Annotated in this window: 23 protein-coding genes and 2 pseudogenes; 14 read left to right on the forward strand and 11 right to left on the reverse strand. The window is 71.7% G+C overall.

Annotation, left to right across the window (positions count from 1 at the left end):
* Nucleotides 1-2: 2 nt before the first annotated feature.
* Nucleotides 3-458 (reverse strand): hypothetical protein, encoded by a 456-nt coding sequence (locus tag GT755_RS28800; protein ID WP_161482730.1) that lies wholly within the window; start codon nt 456-458, stop codon nt 3-5.
* Between the two features lie 93 nt (nt 459-551).
* Between GT755_RS28800 and GT755_RS28805 the strand changes: the two genes are divergently transcribed.
* From GT755_RS28805 to GT755_RS28815, 3 genes are read left to right on the forward strand one after another with little or no spacing between them, the layout of a single operon-like run.
* Nucleotides 552-1,637: a serine hydrolase domain-containing protein gene (locus tag GT755_RS28805; RefSeq protein WP_161482731.1), complete on the forward strand. Its 1,086-nt coding sequence runs from the start codon at nt 552-554 to the stop codon at nt 1,635-1,637.
* Nucleotides 1,638-1,653: 16 nt separating this feature from the next.
* On the forward strand, nt 1,654-1,926 hold the full coding sequence (locus tag GT755_RS28810; protein ID WP_161482732.1) for a sigma factor: 273 nt from the start codon (nt 1,654-1,656) through the stop codon (nt 1,924-1,926).
* Between the two features lie 47 nt (nt 1,927-1,973).
* Nucleotides 1,974-3,332: a hypothetical protein gene (locus tag GT755_RS28815; protein WP_161482733.1), complete on the forward strand. Its 1,359-nt coding sequence runs from the start codon at nt 1,974-1,976 to the stop codon at nt 3,330-3,332.
* A 5-nt stretch (nt 3,333-3,337) separates the two neighbouring features.
* On the opposite strand, the gene GT755_RS28820 is transcribed toward GT755_RS28815, so the two are convergent.
* Nucleotides 3,338-3,703 (reverse strand): DoxX family protein, encoded by a 366-nt coding sequence (locus GT755_RS28820; protein ID WP_161482734.1) that lies wholly within the window; start codon nt 3,701-3,703, stop codon nt 3,338-3,340.
* Between the two features lie 94 nt (nt 3,704-3,797).
* On the opposite strand from GT755_RS28820, the gene GT755_RS28825 reads away from it, so the two are divergent.
* From GT755_RS28825 to GT755_RS38745, 3 genes are all read left to right on the forward strand, one after another.
* Complete coding sequence (locus tag GT755_RS28825; protein ID WP_161482735.1) at nt 3,798-4,175, forward strand: winged helix-turn-helix transcriptional regulator; 378 nt, start codon at nt 3,798-3,800, stop codon at nt 4,173-4,175.
* 64 nt (nt 4,176-4,239) lie between these two features.
* Complete coding sequence (locus GT755_RS39985; protein WP_235967589.1) at nt 4,240-4,878, forward strand: cytochrome P450 family protein; 639 nt, start codon at nt 4,240-4,242, stop codon at nt 4,876-4,878.
* 23 nt (nt 4,879-4,901) lie between these two features.
* Entirely contained in the window at nt 4,902-5,447 is a 546-nt protein-coding gene (locus GT755_RS38745; RefSeq protein ID WP_235967660.1) for a cytochrome P450, read from the forward strand.
* Here GT755_RS38745 and GT755_RS28835 read toward each other — a convergent pair.
* The 3 genes from GT755_RS28835 to GT755_RS28845 all read right to left on the reverse strand — a co-directional run bounded on the left by GT755_RS28835 (nt 5,432) and on the right by GT755_RS28845 (nt 8,780).
* Nucleotides 5,432-7,096 (reverse strand): glycoside hydrolase family 6 protein, encoded by a 1,665-nt coding sequence (locus GT755_RS28835; RefSeq protein WP_161482736.1) that lies wholly within the window; start codon nt 7,094-7,096, stop codon nt 5,432-5,434. The genes GT755_RS38745 and GT755_RS28835 overlap by 16 nt on opposite strands.
* 131 nt (nt 7,097-7,227) lie before the next feature.
* Nucleotides 7,228-8,442 (reverse strand): RNA polymerase sigma factor, encoded by a 1,215-nt coding sequence (locus GT755_RS28840; protein WP_161482737.1) that lies wholly within the window; start codon nt 8,440-8,442, stop codon nt 7,228-7,230.
* On the reverse strand, nt 8,439-8,780 hold the full coding sequence (locus GT755_RS28845) for a YciI family protein (RefSeq protein WP_328794522.1): 342 nt from the start codon (nt 8,778-8,780) through the stop codon (nt 8,439-8,441). The genes GT755_RS28840 and GT755_RS28845 overlap by 4 nt, the downstream gene beginning before the upstream one ends.
* 117 nt (nt 8,781-8,897) lie before the next feature.
* Here GT755_RS28845 and GT755_RS28850 point away from each other — a divergent pair, with 117 nt between their 5' ends.
* Entirely contained in the window at nt 8,898-9,407 is a 510-nt protein-coding gene (locus tag GT755_RS28850) for a TlpA family protein disulfide reductase (protein ID WP_161482738.1), read from the forward strand.
* Nucleotides 9,408-10,313, forward strand: a complete 906-nt coding sequence (locus GT755_RS39990) for a cytochrome c biogenesis CcdA family protein (protein ID WP_407929430.1) — start codon at nt 9,408-9,410, stop codon at nt 10,311-10,313.
* On the opposite strand, the pseudogene GT755_RS28860 reads toward GT755_RS39990, so the two are convergent.
* Nucleotides 10,285-11,859: pseudogene (locus GT755_RS28860) on the reverse strand (SulP family inorganic anion transporter); the annotation flags it as partial. The gene GT755_RS39990 and the pseudogene GT755_RS28860 overlap by 29 nt on opposite strands.
* Before the next feature lie 320 nt (nt 11,860-12,179).
* Between GT755_RS28860 and GT755_RS28865 the strand changes: the two are divergent.
* Nucleotides 12,180-12,614: a pyridoxamine 5'-phosphate oxidase family protein gene (locus tag GT755_RS28865; protein WP_161482740.1), complete on the forward strand. Its 435-nt coding sequence runs from the start codon at nt 12,180-12,182 to the stop codon at nt 12,612-12,614.
* A 35-nt stretch (nt 12,615-12,649) separates the two neighbouring features.
* Here GT755_RS28865 and GT755_RS28870 read toward each other — a convergent pair whose 3' ends face one another.
* Both GT755_RS28870 and GT755_RS28875 read right to left on the reverse strand, forming a co-directional pair.
* A complete protein-coding gene (locus tag GT755_RS28870; protein ID WP_161482741.1) occupies nt 12,650-13,618 on the reverse strand; it encodes an aldo/keto reductase in 969 nt (322 codons plus the stop codon).
* On the reverse strand, nt 13,615-14,019 hold the full coding sequence (locus GT755_RS28875; RefSeq protein ID WP_161482742.1) for a MerR family transcriptional regulator: 405 nt from the start codon (nt 14,017-14,019) through the stop codon (nt 13,615-13,617). Before GT755_RS28875 ends, GT755_RS28870 begins: the two co-directional genes overlap by 4 nt.
* 128 nt (nt 14,020-14,147) lie before the next feature.
* On the opposite strand from GT755_RS28875, the gene GT755_RS28880 reads away from it, so the two are divergent.
* On the forward strand, nt 14,148-15,497 hold the full coding sequence (locus GT755_RS28880; protein ID WP_161482743.1) for a sensor histidine kinase: 1,350 nt from the start codon (nt 14,148-14,150) through the stop codon (nt 15,495-15,497).
* Here the strand turns inward: GT755_RS28880 and GT755_RS28885 are convergent.
* On the reverse strand, nt 15,494-17,017 hold the full coding sequence (locus GT755_RS28885) for a sensor histidine kinase (protein WP_161482744.1): 1,524 nt from the start codon (nt 17,015-17,017) through the stop codon (nt 15,494-15,496). The two genes, GT755_RS28880 and GT755_RS28885, sit on opposite strands and share 4 nt — an antisense overlap.
* Before the next feature lie 192 nt (nt 17,018-17,209).
* On the opposite strand from GT755_RS28885, the gene GT755_RS28890 reads away from it, so the two are divergent.
* Entirely contained in the window at nt 17,210-18,439 is a 1,230-nt protein-coding gene (locus GT755_RS28890) for an NAD(P)/FAD-dependent oxidoreductase (protein WP_161482745.1), read from the forward strand.
* On the opposite strand, the pseudogene GT755_RS28895 reads toward GT755_RS28890, so the two are convergent.
* A pseudogene (locus GT755_RS28895) lies at nt 18,420-18,713 on the reverse strand (arginase family protein); the annotation flags it as partial. The gene GT755_RS28890 and the pseudogene GT755_RS28895 sit on opposite strands and share 20 nt — an antisense overlap.
* Before the next feature lie 29 nt (nt 18,714-18,742).
* On the opposite strand from GT755_RS28895, the gene GT755_RS38750 reads away from it, so the two are divergent.
* Nucleotides 18,743-19,348: a TetR/AcrR family transcriptional regulator gene (locus tag GT755_RS38750; RefSeq protein ID WP_202610645.1), complete on the forward strand. Its 606-nt coding sequence runs from the start codon at nt 18,743-18,745 to the stop codon at nt 19,346-19,348.
* Nucleotides 19,349-19,643: 295 nt separating this feature from the next.
* The gene (locus tag GT755_RS28905) at nt 19,644-20,999 is read left to right on the forward strand and encodes an extracellular catalytic domain type 1 short-chain-length polyhydroxyalkanoate depolymerase (RefSeq protein WP_161483037.1); all 1,356 of its coding nucleotides are present in this window, start codon (nt 19,644-19,646) and stop codon (nt 20,997-20,999) included.
* Here the strand turns inward: GT755_RS28905 and GT755_RS40715 are convergent.
* Nucleotides 20,996-21,388, reverse strand: coding sequence for an FAD-dependent oxidoreductase (locus GT755_RS40715; RefSeq protein WP_268903559.1), 393 nt, complete (start codon nt 21,386-21,388; stop codon nt 20,996-20,998). The two genes, GT755_RS28905 and GT755_RS40715, sit on opposite strands and share 4 nt — an antisense overlap.
* 187 nt (nt 21,389-21,575) lie before the next feature.
* Here GT755_RS40715 and GT755_RS28915 point away from each other — a divergent pair, with 187 nt between their 5' ends.
* Nucleotides 21,576-22,307, forward strand: coding sequence for an SDR family oxidoreductase (locus tag GT755_RS28915; RefSeq protein WP_161482747.1), 732 nt, complete (start codon nt 21,576-21,578; stop codon nt 22,305-22,307).
* Nucleotides 22,308-22,422: the final 115 nt, after the last annotated feature.

The following is a 22,422-nucleotide window of genomic DNA, read 5'->3' on the forward strand; positions in this document are numbered from 1 at the left end:
ATTCACCGGTTGAGCGCCGGCACATCCCGCAGGGCGACCTCGTCCTCGGTCTGGTGGACGTTGGCCGCGAACACCAGGACGGCCGCCACCGCGGCCACCGCCGCCACCCACCGGCGGCGGCGCGGAGCGTGTCCCGGCACCGGCACGGGCACCGGCCTCGGTTCCGGCTCGGGTGGCAGGCCCATGTCCAGTCGTGTGCGGGCCGCGTCCCACGCCGCGGCCGTCTGTTCGTCGAGACCGCAACCGAGGACGAACGCCGTGACCGTCTCGCGCCGGGGCAGCGTCTCGCGCTTGAGCATCCCGGCCGCGGTCGAGTACGGCAGATGGCGGCCGGCCCGCTGCGCGTGGTGCTGGATGTCGCGGTAACTGCGTCCGGACCAGGCCTTGAGCCGTCGCAGCAGGTCCACGAATTCGACCTCGGTGCGTGCGGCGGCCGGGTCGGGAGGGCTGATGGTCATAACCTGGCAGTACAACGGAGCCGCACAGACCCGCACAAGCCGGAACGGCACATTCCTTGCCCACGGGCCGGGGGAGCGGCCAGCGTCGATCACATGATCTCCACCTGGTTCCACGCCGCTCTGGCCGGCGTCCTGTTGTCCACCGCTCAGGTCCATCCGCGGATCGAGGCGTTCCTCGATCGCACGCTTCCCCCCGGCCCCGGCGGCACCGTGGCGGTGGCCCGCCACGGCGAGCTCGTCCACTGCGCCGGGTTCGGCCTGGCCGATCGGGAGAACCGGACGCCGGCCGGCTGCGACACGGCCTACGACGTCATGTCGATCACCAAGCAGTTCACCGCGGCCGGGATCATGAAGCTGCAGATGACGGGCAGGCTGCGCACCACCGACCGGATCACCGTCCACCTCGGTGCGGTGCCGGCCGACAAACGCCGGATCACCGTGCGCCACCTGCTGACGCACACCTCAGGGCTGGGCGACGTCGGCGACGACTACGACCCCGTCTCCCGCGACACCATGACACGGCGCGCGCTGGCGTCGCCGCTGCGGTCGGCGCCGGGAGCCGAGTTCCACTACTCCAACGTGGGCTACAGCCTGCTGGCCGCCATAATCGAGCGCGTGTCGGGCATGTCGTACGAACGTTTCCTGGCCCAGCACCTGTTCGCGCCCGCCGGCATGACGAGCACCGGATACGTGCTGCCCCGCTGGAAGGCGGACCAGATCGCGATCGAGTACGACCGGCAGGGCACGAGGCGGGGACGGCCCACCGAGCATCCCTGGGCGGCGGACGGTCCCCACTGGTACCTGAGGGGCAACGGCGGCATGCTCTCCACCGCCCGGGACATGTACCGCTGGCACCGGGCGCTGGAGGGGGACCGGATCCTGTCCCGCCGGGCCAAGGCGGAGATGTTCGCCCCACGAGTGGTCGTCGACCGGAAGGCGAAGCTGCACTACGGCTACGGCTGGGGCGTGTTCCCGCGCACCGAGTTCGGCCGGGTGGTCGAACACGACGGCGGCAACGACTGGTCGTACGGTCAGTTCGCCCGGTTCCCCGACAAGGGCGTGATGGTGTTCTGGATCACCAACCACGCGTACCAGGAGGGGAAGTGGGACCTGGAGGAGCTCAACGGCACGCTCACGCCTGGTCTCGTCCGCGCCCTGTCACCCGGCTCGGCCATGTGAATCTCACCGTTCCGCGGTGAACCGGCCGGCGGCGCAGGAGACGCTGGTCCGGGCCTGGCGGGCCTACGACCGTTACGACGAACGGCGCGGCACGCTGCGCGTGTGGCTCTACCGCGACGTCCTGTGCTGGACGGCCAGGGAGACCGCCGGCCTGCTCGACGCCACCGTGGCCTCGGTGAACAGCGCCCTGCAGCGGGCCAGGGCGACGATGCGGGCCGCCGCGCCCGACCCCGACCCCGGCGCCGAGCGGCTGGCCCCCTCTTCCCGGCCTGAGCGCAGGGAAGGCTGACCCGCCGGTCAGGTGTGCCCGCCTGGCGGAAGGTCAGGGGAGCCGCCATGGTCATCGTCAGGCGAGAGCTCACCACCACACCCACGGTCCTGCTCGCGGGGGTCGCGCTGCTCTACTTCACCGCGCAGCTCCTCATCCCCACCCTCGGCATGGGCATCGGCTGGGACGAGGCCGTCTACGCCTCCCAGTACGCCGCCCACGCCCCGCCCGCCGTCTACTCCGCCCCGCGCGCCCAGGGGGTGTCGCTCCTCGTCGCGCCCATCGTGGCGATCACCGACGAGGTGGTCGTCCTGCGGCTCTGGCTGTCCGTGGTCTCCTCCGCCGCCCTCTTCGGCGCGTTCGCCGTCTGGTTGCGGGTCAGGAACCACCGGGTCGTGCCGCTGGCCGCCCTGCTGCTGGCCGGATGCTGGTTGTCGGTCTTCTACGGCAACCAGGCGATGCCCAACCTCTACGTCGCGCTGGGCGCGGTCGCCGCCACCGGCTTCCTGCTGATCGGCAACCCGCTGGGCCTGGGCGCCTCCATGGTGCTCGTGTCGCTCATGCGGCCGACCGACGCGCTGGTGCTGGCGGTGCCGCTGGCCGCCTACGCCCTGTGGCGGCGGAGTCTCCGCGACGTGGCGGCGCTGGCCGCCGGGCTGGCGATCGGCTGGGGCCAGTGGGCGGCCGAGGCCGTCACCCGGTTCGGCGGGGTCGCCGAACGACTCGGGGCGGCCGGGGAGCACAACGACACCGGGCTGACCAGCACCCTGGGCGAGCACGCCCGCGCCCTCGACGGCCCGGCGTTGTGCCGCTTCGGGGTCGAGTGCGGCGGCGTGCCGCCCGCCCTGCTGATCTGGTGGATCGCGATCCCGCTGGCCGCGGGCGCGGGCCTGTGGACGGCCCGGCGCACCCCGTGGTTCCGCCCGCTCGCGCTGGCGACGGCGACGGCCGTGGCGATGGCCCTGCCGTACTTCTTCTACGTCGACTACGCCGCCCCGCGCTTCCTGCTTCCGGCATATGCCCTGCTCGCCCTTCCCGTCGCGACCGCCGTCCTGAGCTCGCCCAGACCGGCGCTGGTCGGGGTGGCGGCCCACCTGATCCTCCAGGGCGCCGTGGCCGTCGCCATGTCGTCGGGCATCCGCGCCGACCGCGACGTCATGAACGCCGCCGCCGAGCAGCTCAGGCCCCGGATCGACGGGCCGTGCGTGATCTACGGTCAGGGCGGCGCCCAGCTCGGCTACCTGCTGGGCTGCGAGTCCCAAGCCATCGCCCAGCGGTTCGACGCCACCATGCCCGCGCGCGTCCGGGGATTCCGGGACCGCGGCTACGACGTCATCATGACCCACCGGGGTGTCGAACCTCCCGCCTACACCGACGACTGGCAACGGCTGGACCTGCCCGGCCCGTGGCGGGCCCGGCTCGGATGAGCCGGTCACAACCAGATCGTCGCGAGCCAGCTCTCGGCCGCCGCCAGCACGATCAGGGTGACGTTCAGCCCGGTCTCCCTGACCTCGCCGCGTGACAGGTGCAGCCCCGTGGCCAGCACCTGGAGCACCGCGAACCCGATGGCGGCGGCCAGCGCCAGGCCGGGCAGGATCCCGGTGAGCGGCGGGAGCACCAGCCCGGCCGCCCCCAGCACCTCCAGGACGCCGATCAGCCGGACCATCGGCATCGGGACGGTGTCGACCCAGCCCATCATGGGCCGGAGCCGCTCCTTACTCTGGACGATCTTCTTGCCGCCGGCGTAGAGGTAGAACAGGCCCAGCAGTCCGGCGATGATCCAATAGGCGACGGTCACGGCGTTCCTCCCAATGGTTGCGCCCGCCCATGATGGGGGACCGCCGAATGCCGTACAAAAGGAACATCAGTGTGCGTGGGTGACGGGAGTGGCCGTGTCACAGAACGAGAAGACCTGTCTGATCAGGGGAGACTCCGGCAGGACGGTCCGCGCCATCCTCGACCGCATCGGCAACAAGTGGACCCTGCTGATCATCGCGACCCTCCACGGGAGCCGGATGCGCTTCACCGAGCTCCAGCAGCACATCCCCGGCATCTCGCAGCGCATGTTGTCGCTGAGCCTGCGCCACCTGGAACGCGACGGGCTCATCTCCCGCACGGCCCACGCCGAGGTGCCGCCCCGCGTGGAGTATGAGCTCACGCCGATGGGCCAGACCCTCATCGTCCCGGCGATCACCCTCGCCGAGTGGGCGGTGGAGCACAACCCCGACATCGAACGCAGCCAGACGGCGTACGACACCCGGCCCCGCTGACCGCTCGTTTCGGCGACGGGCCGGCGGGCAGGCGTGACGGATGCCGATTCGACGCTTTCCCCTCGTGGACCACACGCTCGACATGCTGGCCGGGGGCTACGCCTGGCTGCCGGGCCTGCTCCGCCGCGCGGACGGCGCGCCGGCCCGCACCCGGGTGATGGGGCGGCCCGCCGTCGCCCTGCGCGGCCCGGAGGCCGCCCGGTTCTTCTACGACGAACGCCACGTCACGCGGGCCGGCGCCCTCCCGGAGCCGATCCGGGCCACGCTGACCGGCAAGGGCACCGTGCACGGCCTCGACGGTGCCGCCCACCGCGCCCGCAAGGCGATGTTCCTGGCGCTGCTGGCCGATCCCGGCCACGTCGCCGACCTGGTGCGGGAGGTGGGCGAGAGCTGGGACGACGAGCCGCCGGCTGGCCGTCCCGGCCGAGGGTCGTGCTGTTCGACGAGGCGAGCCGCGCCATCACCGCGGGCGTGTGCCGATGGGCCGGAGTGCCCGTGGACGACCTCGACGCCCTCGCGGCCGACATGGTCGCCCTGGTCGACGGGTTCGGCTCGGCCGGCGCCCGCCACTGGCGGGGCCGCCGGGCGCGGCTGCGCCGGGAGGCCTGGCTGGCCGACCTCCTCGCCCACGACGACGGCGCGTCGGCCGGGCTGCTGGCCCGGCACGTCACCCGCCACCGCGACGCCGACGGCGAGCCCCTGAACCCCAGGCTCGCCGCGGTCGAGATGCTCAACGTCATCCGCCCGACCGTCGCGGTCGCCTGGTACGTCACCTTCGCCGCCCATGCGCTGCACCGGTGGCCGGAGCACCGGCCCCGGCTCCGCGACGGCGACCCCGCGTTCGCCGAGGCGTTCGCGCAGGAGGTGCGGCGTTTCTATCCGTTCGCGCCCTATGTGGGCGGCCGGGCCGTCCAGGACCTGACCTGGCGCGGAGAGCCCGTCCCCGAGGGCACGATGATCCTCCTGGACGTGTACGGCCAGCATCACGACGAGGCCCGCTGGAAGCGCCCCTACTCCTTCCGCCCCGAGCGTTTCCTCGACGCCGGCGTCGGCCGCGACGACCTGATCCCCCAGGGAGGCGGCGACCCCCACACCGGCCACCGCTGCCCCGGCGAGGCGGTCACCGTCGGCCTGCTCCGCGAGTTGGCCGTCCGGCTGGCGCGGCTGCGTTACTCCGTGCCGCCGCAGGACCTGCGCATCCCGCTGCGCCGCATCCCGACCCTGCCGCGCAGCGGCTTCGTGATGGCCGTCGCCCGTCAGAGCGGCGGATAGGCGTTCTGGACGAGGGTCGCGAAGTAGGACGGCCAGAAGACCCCGTAGCCCGGCGCGCCCGGTGTCGCGCCCGACGGCCGGTACGACCCCATCGGAGGAGCGAAGGTGGGATCGCACCAGCGGTTGGGGCCGTCGCTCGCGCCGTCCGACTCGCCCGGCGGCCGGGCCCAGATGTAGGCGTCGACCCCCGACCTCGGGGCGGCGGCGGGACGTTCGCCGATGCCCGCGTTGAGCTGGTTGCACCAGTTGTAGCGGTTGACGCGCCGGTCGAGCCTCGACTGGTCGACGTAGGTGTTGACGTCGGTGGAGACGCTGACGGCGGTGGGCCTGGCGGGCCCGCCCCAGCCGTTGCGCGAGGTGTCGATCAGCATGCCGATGTCCTCGGGGAACCCGGCCTCGATGAGGGCGGCGCGCAGGAACCGGGTGTAGTCGTCCTCGTCGATGTAGGGGTTCCAGTCGATCCACCGGCTCAGGTACAGCGGCGAGCCGTAGTGGATCTTGGCGGCGTCCGGGAGGAACACCTCCTCCACCGGGACGTAGTTGGCGACGTTGGTGACGAACCCGTGCACGCCGGGCGTGCCTTCGACGACCTCCGCCAGCACGTCGACCAACGACCCGGAGACCTCGGTCCAGCCGGCGACCGAGGACCGGGCCGCGTCGAGGTAGACGTAGACGTTGGGAACCGCTCCGAGGGCCGCGACGGCGTGCCTGAGTCCCTGGACGTACACCCCTGACGTGCGCGCTTCCACGCACGGAGGATCCTGGGGCCAGGAGACCATGCTGCCCAGCGTCTCGGGCTCGACGAGGGTGACGATCCTGAGCCGGGCGTAGCGGGGGTCGGCCAGGATCGCCGCGATGGGCTCCACGAACTGGTTCCGGTACGCCGCCACCCCCTCGGCCGTCACGGGGAACTCCGTCGTGGAATACCACGACGAGCAGTCCTTGCCCGGCAGGTCGTTCAGCACGAGCGTCACCACGACGGGATCGGAGTTCCCCTGCGACGACGCCTGCACGAGGGCCCGTTCCAGATGCTGCCGCAGCCCCATGCCGCCCCGGATGGACCCGATCGCCGCCACGGAGTCCAGCCACAGGCCGGTCGGCTGGAACGCGACCTTCCGCATCGCGGTCCCGACCTCGCCGCCCGCGGCGGTGGCGGCGGCGTTGACGTGCGCGACGTATTCGGGGTTCAGGTATCCCCGTGCCCCGAGGTAGGGGTTGTCGACCCGCTCGGGCGACGGCGAAGGCGACGGGGACGGGGACGGCGACGGGCTCGGGGAGGGCTGGCCGCCGCAGGTGGTGCCGTTCAGGGTGAAGCCGGCGGGGGAGGGGTTGCCGCCGGTCCAGCGGCCGTTGAAGCCGATGGTCACCGTCGCGCCCGGCGCGAGCACCCGGTTGTACGGCTCGTTCACCGCCTGGACCCGGGCGCCGGACTGGCTCCACCGCGCCGACCAGCCATGGGTGACCGTCTGCCCGGCGGTGAAGTCGAACCGCAACGTCCAGCCGTCGACCCGATCCCCGGTGTTCTTGATGGTGACCGCCGCGGTGAACCCGCCCGGCCACGAATCCGCGCCGTACGTCACCACACATCCCGGAGCGGCCCAGGCCACCCCGGGGAGGACGACGAACACGAGCACAATCCCGACAAGCACGCGCAGGAGCCTCATGGCACCCCCAGGACGCGACGACCGACCCCCGATCGTCACCTCACGAGGCCCGCCCCCGGCAACCCGGCCCGGCGAACCCCCAGGTCAGCCATGAACCTTTCACCCGGCCGCGGACGTCAGTGCCCAGCCAGCCGTCTTTCCAGCAGCGCCTGCTGGGCGGGGTTGGCGGTCAGCTCCAGCGCCCGCTCGTCACACTCCCGGGCCTCCGCGTTCCGGCCCAGCACGCGCAGGAGGTCGGCCCGGGTGGCGTGGAGCAGCGGATGGTTCTCCAGCGCCCGGTCGAGGTGTTCCAGTTCCTCCAGCGCCGCCTCCGGGCCGACGGCGTACCGGAGCGCGACGGCCCGGTGCAGACGGGTGACCGGCGAGGGCGCCAGGTGCAGCAGCATGTCGTACAGGACGACGATCTGCGGCCAGTCGGTGCTCTCGAAGCTCTCGGCCTCGGCATGGCAGGCCGCGATCGCCGCCTGGAGCTGGTAGGGACCCGGCCGCCGGTGGGCGCGCGCGGAGCGCACCAGCGAGGCCGTCGCCGCGCCGATCGCCTCGTGGTCCCACCGGCCGCGATCCTGGTCGGCCAGCAGGACGAGCTGCTCCCGGTCGTCGAACCGGGCGGCGCCCCGGGCGCGGTGCAGCCGGATCAGCGCCAGCAGCCCGGCCACCTCGGGTTCGGCCGGCATGAGCCCGGCCAGCAGGCTCGCCAGCCACTCGGCGTCGTCGACCAGGTCGCGGGCGTGCGCCCGGGCCCCGCCGCTGGACAGATAGCCCTCGTTGAACAGCAGGTAGATGACCGCGAGCACGCCTTGGAGCCGTTCGGGCAGCTCGTCGTCGGCGGGGATCCGGTAGGGGATGCCCGCTTCGCTGATCTTCCGTTTGGCACGCGTCAGCCGCTGGGCCACGGTCGTCTCCGGGACGAGGAACGCCGCCGCGATCTGCGCGGTGCTCAGCCCGCACACCACCCGGAGCGTCAGCGCGATCCGGGCCTCCAGAGACAACGCGGGATGGCAGCAGGTGAAGACCAGCCGCAGCCGATCGTCCTTCACGCCCGGCTCGCCCCCCGTGAGCTGCGCGAGCTTGGCGCGGTAGTTGCCCTCCCGGCGCAGCGCGTCGAGCCCGCGCCTGCGGGCGACGGTGAACAACCACGCGTCCGGGCGGTCGGGCACCCCCTCGGCCGGCCAGCGCCGCAGTGCGATCTCGACCGCGTCCTGGACGAGATCCTCGGCCGCCGAGAAGTCGCCGAGCAGCGAGACGAGCGAGGCGGCGAGCCGGCCCGCGTGGTCACGCACCACCCGGGCCAGCGCCTCCCGACTCACCCGCTCGGAACCGGAACCGGTCATGAGACGGGACGGATCTCCACGATCGGGCACGCGGGCCATGACCTGGCCGTCTTCAACGCCTCGTCGAGATCGGCCACCTCGATCTCCGCGAACCCGGTCACCACCTCCTTCCCCTCCACGAACGGCCCGTCGGTCACCACGGGCTCCTCGCCCCGCCGCAGCCGCATGGTGGTCGCGGTGTGCGCCGGAGCCAGATACGTGTGGTGGGTGATCTTGCCGGCGTGTTCGGCGAACCAGCGGCCGACCGCCGCGTAGGCGTCCTCGCGCTCCAGATCGCCCATCGCCTCCAGTTCCTCGGCGAACTCCTCGGTCTCCACGAACATCAGGACGTACTTCACCTTCGGTCTCCTTCGTAACGACGCCTCACCTGAAAGACGATCGGGAACCTGCCCACCACGACGACGTCATCGACTTGTAAGGGTCGCCGCTCGTCGAGACGATCTACGGTGACGGTCATGAAGTCGCTCACTTCGTTACTCACGGCGGCGGCGCTCGTCCTGACGGCCTGCGGAGGCCCCGCCGGTGATCCGGTCGCCTCGGCGCCGTCGGCCTCCGCCGAGGCGCTGCTCGGCTTCACGGCGACCGGGCTCGACGGGACGGCGTTCGACGGCAGGAGCCTGGCGGGCAAGCCGGCGGTGTTGTGGTTCTGGGCGCCGTGGTGTCCCAAATGCCAGGCCGAAGGGCCGGCGGTCGCCAAGGCCGCGCAGAAGTACGGAGGCAGGGTCGCCTTCGTGGGCGTGGCCGGTCTCGACGACGACAAGGCGGCGATGGAGAGGTTCGTCGCCCGCACCGGGACCTCGGGCATCGTCCACCTCGACGACCGCACGGGCGCGCTGTACCGGAACTTCGAGGTCACCTCGCAGTCGTCCTATCTGATCCTGAACGCCCAGGGCGGCGCCCACTCCGCGGTCGGCCCGCTGGACGAGGCGGAGTTGTCCGCCCTCGTCGACGAGCACGCCCTGTAGATGGACGGCGTCGCTCTCGCGCTGGCCGCCGGGCTGGTGGCGGCGTTCAACCCGTGCGGCTTCGCCATGCTGCCCTCCTTCCTCGCCCTGCTGGTGTCCGGGCCGGGCGGGACGGTGCGGGCGCTGCGGTTGTCGGCCGCGATGACGGCTGGGTTCGTCACCGTCTTCGGCGTCTTCGGTTTCGTGATCAGTGTGGCGACCGCGCCGATCCAGGGGCATCTGCCGTGGGTCACCGTCGTGACCGGCGGGGTGCTGGTCGTCCTGGGCGGCTGGCTGGCGTCCGGCCGGGAGTTGTCGTTGCCGATCCCGCGGCTCAACGTGGGCGGTCCGTCCGGCTCGTTCCTGGCGCTGTACGGGTACGGCGCCTCCTACGCGGTCGCCTCGTTGTCGTGCACCGTCGCGCCGTTCCTGGCCGTCACCGGGTTGGTGTCGGGCGCGGGTGACGTGGTGGGCGGGCTGATGGCGTATATCGCCTACGGCGTCGGCATGGGACTGGTCGTCGGGCTGCTGGCGCTGCTGGTCGCCCTCGCCCGGGAAGCGGCCGTCCGCAGGACCCGCGCGATCCTGCCCCACGTCTCGCGGGCGAGCGGGGTCCTCCTGCTGCTCGCGGGCCTGTACGTCGCCTATTACGGCTGGTACGAGCTGCGCGTGAACGCGGGCGGGACGGCCGCCGACCCGGTCGTCGGCGCGGTCACCGAGGTCCAGGGCCAGGTCACCGCCTGGCTCGGCACGGTCGGCGTCTGGCCGATCGCCGTGGCCTTCACGCTGACGGCCTTCCTGGCGGTCGTCGTGCGCACCATCTCTCGTAGGCCGCCACGGCGGTGGGCAGTGTGGGGAACAGGTGGTCTTCGCCGATCGACGTGGTCAGGCCGTAGGCGTCCAGGGAGTCGCGGAGGTCCTGTTTGACCCGGGCGAGGCCGAAGACGATCCCGCGTCCGGCGAGTTCGGCGCGCAGCGTCTCGACGGCGTCCAGGGCGGTGATGTCGACCTCGACGTTGGCCTCGACGTTGAGCACGAACCAGCGGACCGGCCCGTCGTGGTCGTCGACCGAGGCCAGGGCGCGGCGGCGGAAGTTCTCGGCGTTGGCGAAGAACAGCGGCGAGTCGTACCGGTAGATCACCAGGCCGGGGACGGTGCGGGCCTGCGGGTAGTCGTCGACGTCGTGCATGCCGGCCAGGCCGGGGACCACGCCCAGGACGGCGTCGTGCGGGCGGGCCACCCGGGCCAGCATCTCGGCGACCGACAGGGCGACGGCGAGCAGCACCCCGTACAGGATGTCGAGGAGCAGCACGCTCAGGCAGGTGGCCACGGCGAGGACCAGCTCGCTGCGGCGGAAGCTCAGCAGGCGGCGGAACTGGCCGACGTCGATCAGGCGGGTCGCGGCGAACACGACGATCGCGCCGAGGGCCGCCGCCGGGAATCCGGCCAGCAACGGCCCCGCGACGACCAGTACGACGAAGACGGCGGCCAGCGTCACCAGGGTGTAGACCTGCGTGCGGGCGCCCGCGGTCACGGCGAGGGCGGTGCGGCTGCCGCTGCTGCTGACGGGGAAGCCGCGCAGCAGCCCGGCGCCGATGTTGGCGAACCCGAGCGCGAGCAGTTCCCGATCGGCGTCGATCCGCTGGTTCTCGCGGGCCGCGAACGAACGGCCGGTGAGCACGTTGTCGCTGAAGCCGACCAGCAGCACTCCGGCCGCGGGCAGGACGAGCCCGCTCCACCCGGACGGCTCCGGCAGCGCGGGCGCCGGCAGGCCGGTGGGGATCGGGCCGATCACCTCGATCCCGGCCCGGTCCAGGCCGAACACCGCGACGGCGCCGGTGGCCAGCAGCACCGCCAGCAGGGGGCCGGGGAAGGCGGGCAGCAGCCGGTCGAGCAGGAAGAGGAAACCCAGCACGACCGCCGCGAACAGCAGCGTCCACCAGTCGATCGCCGCCATGCCGGCGGCGAAGGACACCACCTCTTCGGCGAAGGTGTCGCCCGAGACGGGCACGCCGGTGATCCGCTCCACCTGGCCGATGATCATGATCAGGCCAAGGCCGGTCAGATAGCCGACCAGAACGGGCCGGGAGAGCAGATCGGCGACGAACCCCATCCGCACCAACCGGCAGCCCAGGGCGAGCGCGCCCACCAGGATGGCCAGGACGGCGGCGAGCTGGGCGTACCGGGCGGGATCCCCGGCCGCGAGCGGGCCGATCGTCACGGCGGTCATCAGCGCGGTCGACGACTCGGGCCCGATGGACAACTGGCGGGAGGAGCCCAGGAACGGGTAGAGCGCCAGCGCCGGGAGCGCCGCCCACAGGCCGGTCACCGGCGGCAGCCCGGCCACGGTCGCGTACGCCATGACCTGGGGCACCAGATAACCCGCCACCGTGAGCCCGGCGAGCACGTCGCCGCGCACCCATTCGCGCCGGTAGTTCCGCAGGTCGGCGATGACCGTCGGCATCTGGATCATGACTGTCAGTGTGACAGCCTAGGTGAGGACCTCGACCAGGGGATGCCGGACGGCCGGGCTCGTGCCGATCGGATACCCAGGCGCAGGATGACCTGGGGTTGTTCGCCGCCGCGCGACTCCCGGCGGACCACACCCACCGGCCTGTCGTCGTCGGCGAGGACCGTCACCTCGGTGATGTCGCGACCGCGTTGCGGGCCATCACCTGTCCGACCCTGATCGACACAGGACCGCCCCCTTTCGAGAATGGGGCCGACGGTAGAATGTGAGCTGGTTTCTTTCTTCCTGGCAGACCGTCGTCATCCGGAAAAAGGGGGATCGCGTTGAATACGAGGCGTGATACCGGTGCGAACGCGCTCGAAGAGCTGACGGAAGAAGAGTGTCTCCAGCTCGTCGGCCCTGGTGGGGTCGGCCGGGTGGCCTTCGGCGGAGTGGCCGGGCCGACCGTATTCCCGGTGAATTACAAATTGGTCGACGGCCGGGTCGTGTTCCGAATCCGCAAAGGCGGGACCATGGACGAGAGTCTGCAATCCGGAATCGACGACCTGGAAGTAAAAATCGCCTTTCAAGTCGACCACATAGACGAGGAAATGCGCGACGGATGGAGCGTGCTCATCCAGGGGCCCGCTCACCACGTCACGGAAACCGAACTGCGGGCGACGTCGGCGGACGTCGACTCCTGGGCCGGAGACGATCGTGACCACTACGTGCGCCTCACTCCGCAACAAGTGACCGGCCGCCGCATCAACCGGCTCTAGACCGGACCGCAGCCGCACGCGGCGCCGTCTCAGGCCTACAGGTGGTTCCTGGCCAGGCCGGCGGGGGTGTCGCGGGCGCCCGTGACCGCTCCGGCCGGGACGGCCTCGTCCAGGGCCTTCAGTTCGGCGGTGGTGAGCGTGATGTCCATCGCCGCCGCGTTCTCCTCCAGGTAACGACGCCGCTTGGTGCCGGGGATGGCGACCGCGCCCTGGGCGGCGACCCAGGCCAGCGAGATCTGCGCTGGGGTCGCGCCCCGTCCGGCCGCCACGGCGGTGACGCGGTCGACCAGGTGCTGGTTGGCGGCGATGTTCTCCGGGGTGAACCAGGGGAGGGTGCGGCGGGCGTCGTCGGCGTCCAGGTCGTCCACCTTGCGGATCCCGCCGCCCAGCAGGCCCCGGCCGATGGGGGAGAAGGCGACCAGGCCGATGCCCAGCTCGTCGGTCACGTCCTTCACGCCGTTGTGGAGCAGGTCGGGGACGAACAGCGACAACTCCGACTGCACCGCCGCGATGGGGTGGGTCGCGTGGGCGCGGCGGATGGTGGCCGGAGCGGCCTCCGACAGGCCCAGGTGGCGCACCTTCCCGGCGGTGACCAGTTCGGCCATCGCGCCGACGGTCTCCTCGATGGGCACGTCGGGGTCGACCCGGTGCAGGTAGTAGAGGTCGATCACGTCGACTTCCAGGTGGCGGAGGGAACGTTCCACCGCGCGGCGCACGTGGGCGGGGCTGCCGTCCATCACCGCGCCGTTCTCGAAGTCGAGGGCGAACTTGGTGGCGATGGTGATCTCGTCGCGGCGCGCCCCCAGCGCCTTGGCGATCAGCTTCTCGTTCTCGTAGGGGCCGTAGGCCTCGGCGGTGTCGATGTGGGTGACCCCGAGGTCGACGGCCCGGTTGAGGGTGGCGATGGCCTCGGCCTCGTCGCGGGTGCCGTAGAAGGCGCTCATGCCCATGGCGCCGAGGCCCTGGGGGGAGACGCGGAGTGCTCCGAGACTGACGTCGTTCATGTGCTGGATGCCTCGTATCTGGTGATCTTCGCTTCGATGGCGCGCAGGTGGCGCTGGGTGCGCCGGACCTCGGCGAGCACGCGTTCCCGGTGCCGGGTCAGCAGCTCCAGGCGCTCCTTCTCGGTGCCGTCGCGGCGGCACAGGTCGGCCATGCGCCGCATGTCGGCGATCGACATGCCGGTCTCGCGGAGCATGACCAGGCCGCAGATCCAGGCCAGGTCGCCCTCGTGGTAGCGCCTGCGGCCCCCGCTGTCACGCGGCGTGGGGTCCAGGAGCAGCCCTTCGCGCTCGTAGTAGCGCAGGGCCTCGACCCCGACCCCGGTCAACCGGGACACCTCGGTGATCGACAGGCCCTCGGGCGGCACCTCCACGGTGACCTCGGGAAGCAGAACCTCGCTCATGCGTCCACAGTGCCACCTGTAGCGCACTACAGGTCAAACCTGGACCGCTCGTATGGGAGTACTCCAGAGGTGATATTTCATGCCTAAATGTCCGTTTTCCGGCCCATAAATCGGTAAGGACCAACCACATGAGCTGGTGGCATCGCAGCTCGATCCGCTTCCGCCTGGCCGTGGTGGCGGCCGCCGTCATGGCCTTGTTGTGCACGGCCATGGCCGTGTTCATCGTGGTGATGGTCCGGCAGACGGCCATCGACCAGCGGACCGAACAGCTCTTCGCCAACGCCATGAACATCGGCGCCCAGCTCCGCCAGAACGTCCCCGACCTGAGCGAGAGCAATCCCGGGCAGGTGGTCCAGGTGTTCGACCCCACCGGGACCATGGTGGCGGCCACCCCCGAGATGGCCGACAGCCCGCCGATGACGGGCCTGCGGCCGGAGCCCGGCACCTACGCGACCACCACCACCTGCGACGCGCAGGTGTTCCCCGGCGGGTGCATGATCGTGCTCGCCTACCCGGTCCACCGGGACGACGGGGTCTGGCGGCTCAACGTGGCGGTCCCCGCCCTTCCCTGGTACGTCAGCCCCCAGCTGATCGTCCCGCTCACCGTCACCTGGGTCCTGATGGTCGGCGCGGCCGGGGTCGGCAGCTACCGGATCGTGGGCAAGACCCTGCAGCCGGTGGGCGGCATCACCGGCACCCTCCGCCGGATCACCTCCAGCGACCTTCGGCACCGGGTGCCGGTGCCGAAGTACCACGACGAGCTGCGGGACCTGGCCGAGACCGCGAACCGGACCCTCGACCGCACCGAGAGGGCGGTGGAGAAGCAGCTCCGCTTCGCCTCCGACGCCTCCCACGACCTGCGCAGCCCGCTGACCGCCATCCGGACCCGGCTGGAAGAGGCCATGATGGACCCGGAGGACGCCGACTGGCCCCGGACCGGCGAGGCCCTGCTCGACAGCGTCGACCGCATGCAGGCGTTGGTCGACGACCTGCTGCAGGTGGCCCGCCTGGACGCCGGAGTCTGCTGCCGCAAGGCGCCGATCGACCTGACCGAGCTGGTGAGCGGCGAACTGAAGCACCGCCGGACCAGGACCGAGCTGCGCCAGTGCCTCGCGCCCGGCGTGATGGTGGAGGGCTCGCGGATCGAGCTGACCCGGCTGCTGAACAACCTGCTCGACAACGCCGAACGGCACGCGGTGTCCCAGATCACCGTCTCGTTGACGCGGAAAGACGGCCAGGTGGTGCTGGAGGTCGGGGACGACGGCGAGGGCATCGCCCCCGACCAGCGGGAGGCCGTCTTCCAGCGCTTCACCCGCCTGGAGGCCTCCCGTGTCAAGGACCCCGGCGGCACCGGCCTCGGGCTCTCCATCGCCCGGCAGCTCGCCCAGGCCCACGGCGGCACTCTGACCGCCGAGGACAGCGACCGCGGGGCCCGGCTCGTCCTGTCCCTGCCCGCCCTGGTGGGGAAGCGGGACTAGTTCCTGGCCCCGCGCCGTCCCGGGCTCGTCCCGCCGGCCATCGCCCGGCGCGGGTCCCGGATGACGATCGCCGTCGCGCGGCCCAGGCGGCCGACCAGAGTCGGCCTTCCGGGAGGACGGTCGGCCGTGTCGTCGGCGGCCTGGCGGGGCCGGGCGGGGGCGACCGACGAGGTGCTCTCGCGGTGGGGGAGCCGGAGCACGAACCGCGCGCCCCGGTCGCTGTCCTCCACGGCCAGGGTGCCGCCGTGCGCGTTGGCGATCTCCCTGGCGATGGCCAGCCCCAGGCCGGTGCCCCCGGCGTCGCGGTCCCGCCCCGCCTCCAGGCGGGTGAACCGTTCGAAGACGCGCTCGCGGTCTTCGACGGCGATGCCCGCGCCGTCGTCCAGGACCTCCAGGACGGCGGTCCCCTCCTCGGCGCGGACGGTGACGGTGATCTGGGACGCCGCGTGCCGTTCGGCGTTGTCGAGCAGGTTGACCAGGACCCGGGAGATGCGCAGCCGGTCGCAGTCGACGCAGACGCCAGGCTGGAGGCGCCTGACGATCTTCGTGCGGTGAGGGCGCTGGTCGAGCTCGTCCCCGGCCAGGCGGCCCAGGTCGGTCGGCTCGCCGCTGAGGGGCGCGCCCGCGTCCAGCCGGGCCAGGGCCAGCAGGTCGGTCACGATGGCGTGGAGCCGGTCGACGCCCGTCAGCACGGTGGTGGCGACCGTCGGCCAGTCGGCGTCGTCGGGGTAGGTCAGCGCCTCGTCCAGTTGCAGGCGCATGGCGGTGATCGGGCTGCGCAGGTCGTGGGAGGCGTCGGAGGTGAAGCGGCGCAGGCGTTCGTAGGCGCCCTCAAGGCGGTCGAGGGTGCCGTTGACGGTCTCGGCCAGGACCGTGACCTCTTCGTAGGTGTCGTACGTGCCGGGCACCGGGACCCGGCGTTCGAGCTGGGCGGCGGTGATGTCGGCCAGTTGCCGCTGGATCGCGGCGACCGGCTTCACGGCCTTGGTGATGTCGCGGAACACCCAGGCGGTGACCGCCGTCGTCACCAGCAGGGACGTGCCGATCGCCAGGAGCACGGCGGTGGTGTTGCCGTACCAGGGGACCGTGGGGGTCGCCACGTAGATCGACCAGATCCCGTCCGGCTGGTAGACGTTGATCGACGTCACGGTCCGGCAGCCCTCCAGCCCGGCGGGCGGGCACAGGACCCGGGTGGTGCTGAGTTTGTCGCCGGTGGAGTGGAAGGTGGCCATCGCCGGTTGGCCGGCCAGCTGACTGCTCGAGGCGACCACCTTGTCGTGGGCGTCCACGACCTGGACCACCTCGTCCTCGGCGTGGGGCAGCACGGACGGCAACCGCCCCTGGGGGATCAGGGGCTCGACGTTGTTCCAGGCCGACAGGCCCTGCTGCAGCGCCTTGTCGCCTTCCTTGCCGCCGACGTACATGAGGAAGAGAAGACTCAGCCCCAGGCACATGAGCACCATGAGGACGCCGGTGGCGATTGTTCTTCGGGTGCGGAACGACGGTCGCTGCCTGCCCATGGAGCCTCCTTTCGCCGGGCTGTCGCCTCTATGGCCAAGGAACCCCGATGACCAGCCAAAACTTCCCGCGATTAGGCAAAGTTCCCGACCGGCGGATAAAGCACGCGAGTCCGTTGGTTCAAAAGGCCGCAGAAACGGGACCAATGCCACATCAAACCGGATTACCGGCGACCGCCCGGGTAGGACCAGCTCATGAGCCGGCAACCGGTGATCGTGATCGGCGCGGGGCTGGCGGGGCTGGCCTGCGCGGTGCGGCTGCGCCGGTCGGGCGTGCCCGTCACGGTGCTGGAGGCCTCCGACGGGGTGGGCGGCCGGATGCGCACCGACGTGGTCGACGGGTTCCGGCTCGACCGCGGCTTCCAGGTGCTGAACACCGGATATCCCGAGGTGCCCCGCCTGCTGGACGTCGAGGCGCTGCGGCTGCGCGCCTTCAACTCCGGCATGCTGGTCTTCCGGACGGACGGCGGCAAGGAGAGGGTCATGCTGCCGTGGAAACATCCCCGGCACGCCCTGAGCGGCCTGACCGCCCATCTCGGCACCCCGGTCGACAAGGCGGTCCTGGCCGCCATGACCGCCCGCGACCTGGCCTTTCCCGCCGGGATGTTGCGGGCGGGCGCCGAGCGCACCGTCCTCGACGAGCTCCGCCACTGGGGCATGTCACCGGTCATGGTCGAGCGGCTGATCCGGCCGTTCCTGGCCGGCGTGCTGCTGGAACGGGAGCTGGAGACCTCCAGCAGGGTCTTCCACCTGATCTGGCGGTCGTTCGCGCGCGGCACCATCGGCGTGCCGGCGCTGGGCATGGGCGAGGTCCCGGCGCAGCTGGCGAGCCGGCTGCCCCCGGAGGCCGTGCGGCTGCGCCGCCGGGTGCGGGAGGCCGCCGGCACGGGGGTGGTCCTGGACGACGGCGCCGAGCTGCCCGCCGCCGCTGTGGTGGTGGCCGCCGACCCGAGCGCCGCCGCTGCCTTGCTGCCCGACCTGCGCGCCCCCGCCATGCGGGCCGTGACCACCTTCTACCACGCCGCGCCCCGGTCTCCGCTCGGAGAGGCCACCCAGGTGATCGACGGAGACGGCGTCATCGCCGACACGCTGGTCATGACCGACGCCGCGCCGGAGTACAGCGCCACCGACGAGGCGCTGATCTCCACGTCGGTGCTGGGCGCGGCCGGTGACGACGACGAGCCGGGCGTGCGCGACCGCCTGGAGGAGATCTACGGTCCGGAGGTCCGGAAGTGGCGGCACCTCGCCACCTACCCGATCGCCGAGGCGCTGCCGTCGATGCCGCCGCCCATGCCCCTGCGCCGCCGCGTCCGCCTGGGGGAGGGGCTCTACGTCTGCGGCGACCACCGGGACACGGGGTCGATCCAGGGGGCGCTGGTGTCGGGGCGGCGCGCGGCCGACGCGGTCATGAAGGACCTGTGCTGATCAGCTCGTAGAGGGCGTGCGCGGCGGCGATGCCGGTGAGTTCCGCGTGATCGTAGGCGGGGCTGACCTCGACCAGGTCGGCTCCCACCACGTGGAGGCCGTCGAGGCCGCGCAGGACCTCCAGGAGTTCCCTGCTGCTCATGCCGCCCGCCTCCGGCGTGCCGGTGCCGGGCGCGAACGCCGGGTCCAGGACGTCGATGTCGAGCGAGACGTAGACCGGGCGGTCGCGCAGCCTGTCCCGGACCCGCTCGATGATCTCGTCCAGGGACCGGCGGGGCTCCGGAGGACCGCCATGATACTCACATGGCCTCGCGGCTGTTCGCCGAGCGCGGTTACCACGGCACGTCCACCCGCGACATCGCCGACAAGGTCGGCATGCGCCAGCCGTCGATCTACAGTCACTTCGCGACTGAGCACCTCATCCTGGCCGCGCTGCTCGACGCCGACCTGGTCCCCGCGCGGGCCCGCATCCGCGCCGCCCTCGACCTGCCCGGCCCGGTGGCGGCCCGGCTGCACGCCTATCTCCAGGTGGACGTCGCCGCGATCCTGTCGCTGCCCTACGACGTCCGGGGCCTGAACAACGACGACGTGCTGCGTGCCCCGGAGCTGTCCGAACAGGCGCGGCGGCGGGCCGAGATCCACGACCTGACCCGCGAACTCATCGAGGCGGGCATCCACGACGGCGAACTGGTCGCCTTCGACACCGGCTTCGTCCAGCACGCGATCACCGGCCTCCTGCTGGAGGTGGTGCGCGAGCGCGGCGCCGCCCCCTCCGCCGCACCGACGGCCCGGGCCCTGGACGTGGCCGACTTCGTCCTGCGGGCCGTGCTCTCCGAGGCCGCTTCGCTCGACGACGTCCGCGCGAAGGCCGGCGCCCTGGTCCCCGACATCACCGCTCTGACTGGATAAGCCCGCTCATCCCTACGACGGGCGGCGTGACGCCGTGATTCTGCCGTTTGAGTCGGATTCAGCTGCCGGGTTCACGGCCTGATGAGTATGAAACTTTCACCGTGACCCGTCAGGGCCGTGCTGGCCCGCGGGCGCCTCACCGCGCCGACCAGCCGTGATCATCCCGACCAGTCCGCGTCGCGGCGGCCGCGAGAGCAGGCTCCTTGACAGGGCGGAACCGGCTTCTAGCGTGAGGTCCCGTCACAACCGCTCTGCGGCCCACGCGGTCGGAACGGAAGGAAGTCACGTGAGACGCATGAGCCGAGCGGTGCTGGCGGCCCTCGTTCTGTGCCTGACCTCAGCCGGAACCCTTTTCGGCTTGTCGTCGGCCTCCGCCGCGGCGCTGACCCAGGTGACGAACTTCGGCGCCAACCCCACGAACCTCAGGATGTACATCTACGTGCCCGACACCGTCGCGCCGCAGCCCGCCCTCCTGGTGCTGACCCACTACTGCGGCGGATCGGCCGGGGCGATCTTCAACGGCAACGGGCGCGACTACGTCACCGCGGCCGACAGGTACGGGTACGTCATCGTGATCCCGGAGGTCACCCGTACGGAGAAGTGCTTCGACGTGTCCACTCCCGCCGCGCTGCGGCGCGACGGCGGCGGCGACTCCACCGGGGTCATGGCGATGGTCGCCTGGGCGCGGCAGCGCCACAACGTCGATCCGGCGCGGATCGTGGTCAGCGGGTTCTCCTCGGGGGCGATGATGACCAACGTGCTGGCCGCCCAGTACCCCGACGTGTTCGCCGCCGGCTCGGCGTTCTCCGGGGTCCCCGCGGGATGCTTCGCGACCACCAACGGATCGCTCTGGAACAGTCAGTGCTCGGGCGGGCAGCTCATCAAGACGGCCCAGCAGTGGGGTGACCAGGCACGGGCGATGTACCCCGGCTACACCGGCCGCCGCCCCCGCATGCAGCTCTGGCACGGCACCACCGACACGACGCTCCACTACAACAACTTCGGCGAAGAGATCAAGCAGTGGACCAACCTCCACGGCCTGAGCCAGACCCCCGCCTTCACCGACCAGCCCCAGTCGAACTGGACCCGGACCAGGTACGGCGCCACCTCGGCGCAGGCGACGGTGGAGGGCATCAGCATCAGCGGCGTCGGCCACCAGCTGCCCATGAGCGGCCAGCTCGCCTACGCCATCACCTTCCTCGGCCTCGACGGTGGCGGCACCCCCTCGCCGTCCCCCTCGCCTTCCGCCTCACCGACACCCGGCACAGGCGGCGCCCTGAAGGGCGTCGGATCGGGACGCTGCCTCGACGTGAGCGGCAACTCGCAGGCCAACGGCGCGCCGATTCAGATCTGGGACTGCAACGGCCGCGCGAACCAGCAGTGGACCGCCACCGCCGCGGGTGAGCTGCGGGTCTACGGCGGCAAGTGCCTGGACGTGACCGGCGCGGGCACCGCCGACGGCACCGCGGTGACCATCTGGGACTGCAACGGCCAGAACAACCAGAAGTGGCGCCTGAACGCCGACGGCAGCATCACCGCGATCGGCGCGAACAAGTGCCTCGACGTGTCGGGCTACGGCACCGCCAACGGCTCCCGGGTGCACATCTGGTCCTGTCACGGGGGCACCAACCAGAAGTGGACCCGGGCCTAGACGGATTCGTCCCAGGCGATGCGGTGGTCGTACATCCAGGAAAGGGAGCCCCGTTTCGCCACCTGCCGCAGCACCACCGGCAGGAAGAGGTCGCGGAGGTAGGCGCCGACCGGCCCCGGCGCCTTCCCGTCGCCGTTGCGCTTGCCCTGCGCGACGATCCGCTCCACCCGCGCCCGGCGCAGCCGCTCGTAGACGGCGAAGGCGTCGGGCACGTCGTGGTCGCGCAGGCACCTGGCCAGCACGACGGCGTCCTCGATCGCCATCGACGCGCCCTGCCCCGATGACGGGGAGGTCGCGTGGGCGGCGTCGCCGACGATCACCATGCGGGAGTTCGACCATTTCGGGACGGTCGGCAGGTCGAAGTTGGAGAAGCTGCGGCAGGCGCCCAAGCTCGCCTCATGCTTCGGAAGATCGGAGGCATGAGGCATTTCCTTTCACGTCCAGAGGCTCATCGCCCTTCCCGCGGCCAGCATCCCGTCATAGCTCTCGCCTTGAGCCGTTCTCAAGGCCGGCCCTTCAGATCCGCTCCAGAGGCGCGGGTCACCGTGGTGCTCCCACTGACAACAGGAGGACATCATGACGCAGGACACGATCGCGCTGGTCACCGGGGCGAACAAGGGCATCGGGTACGAGGTCGCCAGGCTGCTGGGGGAGGCGGGCACCGTCGTCCTGGTCGGCGCCCGCTCGCCCGAACGCGGCGCCGAGGCCGTCGCCCGGCTCACCGGCCTGGGCGTCGAGGCGCGCCACCTGCAGCTGGACGTCACCGACCAGGCAGACATCGACGCCGCCGCCAAGTGGATCGAGATAACGTACGGCCGGCTGGACGTGCTGGTCAACAACGCCGGCATCGCGCATCCGGCCGACCACGCCGGCCCGAGCGCCACCCCGGTGCCGGTGCTGCGCGAGATGTTCGAGACCAACGTCTTCGGCGTCGTCGCGGTGACCAACGCGATGCTGCCGCTGCTGCGCAAGTCCCAGGCGGGCCGCATCGTCAACGTCTCCAGCGAGCTGGGCTCCTTCGCCGAGACCACCGACCCGGCCGGCCCTTGGTACCCCTTCAACATGCTGGCCTACAACGCGGGCAAGAGCGCGCTGAACGCCGTCACCGTCGCCTACGCCAAGGAACTCGCCGACACCGCGATCAAGGTCAACGCGGGCAATCCCGGGCACTGCGCGACCGACATGAACGGCAACACCGGCTTCCGCAGCCCGGCCGAAGGGGCGGTCGAGATCGTCCGGCTGGCCACGCTCGACGCCGACGGCCCGACCGGCGGCTTCTTCCGCGACGGCGCCCCCATGCCCTGGTGAGCGCGCCGGCCGTGGTCGAGGGAAGAACCGCACACTATGGACATCCGCGCCCGGAGCCCGACCCTCGGCCGGCGGACGGCCCGCGAGATGAACGCCGGCGCGCTCGTCGGCCTCA

Origin of the sequence: Herbidospora solisilvae, from assembly GCF_009901565.1 — a bacterium.
Classification (GTDB): Bacteria; Actinomycetota; Actinomycetes; order Streptosporangiales; family Streptosporangiaceae; genus Herbidospora; species Herbidospora solisilvae.

What these genes read in the sequence shown, in the direction of transcription:
- GT755_RS28800 (WP_161482730.1), bottom strand. Translation starts at nt 458, where the DNA reads ATGACCATCAGCCCTCCCGACCCGGCCGCCGCACGCACCGAGGTCGAA.
- GT755_RS28805 (WP_161482731.1), top strand. Translation starts at nt 552, where the DNA reads ATGATCTCCACCTGGTTCCACGCCGCTCTGGCCGGCGTCCTGTTGTCC.
- GT755_RS28815 (WP_161482733.1), top strand. Translation starts at nt 1,974, where the DNA reads ATGGTCATCGTCAGGCGAGAGCTCACCACCACACCCACGGTCCTGCTC.
- GT755_RS38745 (WP_235967660.1), top strand. Translation starts at nt 4,902, where the DNA reads ATGCTCAACGTCATCCGCCCGACCGTCGCGGTCGCCTGGTACGTCACC.
- GT755_RS28840 (WP_161482737.1), bottom strand. Translation starts at nt 8,442, where the DNA reads ATGACCGGTTCCGGTTCCGAGCGGGTGAGTCGGGAGGCGCTGGCCCGG.
- GT755_RS28850 (WP_161482738.1), top strand. Translation starts at nt 8,898, where the DNA reads ATGAAGTCGCTCACTTCGTTACTCACGGCGGCGGCGCTCGTCCTGACG.
- GT755_RS39990 (WP_407929430.1), top strand. Translation starts at nt 9,408, where the DNA reads ATGGACGGCGTCGCTCTCGCGCTGGCCGCCGGGCTGGTGGCGGCGTTC.
- GT755_RS28870 (WP_161482741.1), bottom strand. Translation starts at nt 13,618, where the DNA reads ATGAACGACGTCAGTCTCGGAGCACTCCGCGTCTCCCCCCAGGGCCTC.
- GT755_RS28875 (WP_161482742.1), bottom strand. Translation starts at nt 14,019, where the DNA reads ATGAGCGAGGTTCTGCTTCCCGAGGTCACCGTGGAGGTGCCGCCCGAG.
- GT755_RS28880 (WP_161482743.1), top strand. Translation starts at nt 14,148, where the DNA reads ATGAGCTGGTGGCATCGCAGCTCGATCCGCTTCCGCCTGGCCGTGGTG.
- GT755_RS28885 (WP_161482744.1), bottom strand. Translation starts at nt 17,017, where the DNA reads ATGGGCAGGCAGCGACCGTCGTTCCGCACCCGAAGAACAATCGCCACC.
- GT755_RS28890 (WP_161482745.1), top strand. Translation starts at nt 17,210, where the DNA reads ATGAGCCGGCAACCGGTGATCGTGATCGGCGCGGGGCTGGCGGGGCTG.
- GT755_RS38750 (WP_202610645.1), top strand. Translation starts at nt 18,743, where the DNA reads ATGGCCTCGCGGCTGTTCGCCGAGCGCGGTTACCACGGCACGTCCACC.
- GT755_RS28905 (WP_161483037.1), top strand. Translation starts at nt 19,644, where the DNA reads ATGAGCCGAGCGGTGCTGGCGGCCCTCGTTCTGTGCCTGACCTCAGCC.
- GT755_RS28915 (WP_161482747.1), top strand. Translation starts at nt 21,576, where the DNA reads ATGACGCAGGACACGATCGCGCTGGTCACCGGGGCGAACAAGGGCATC.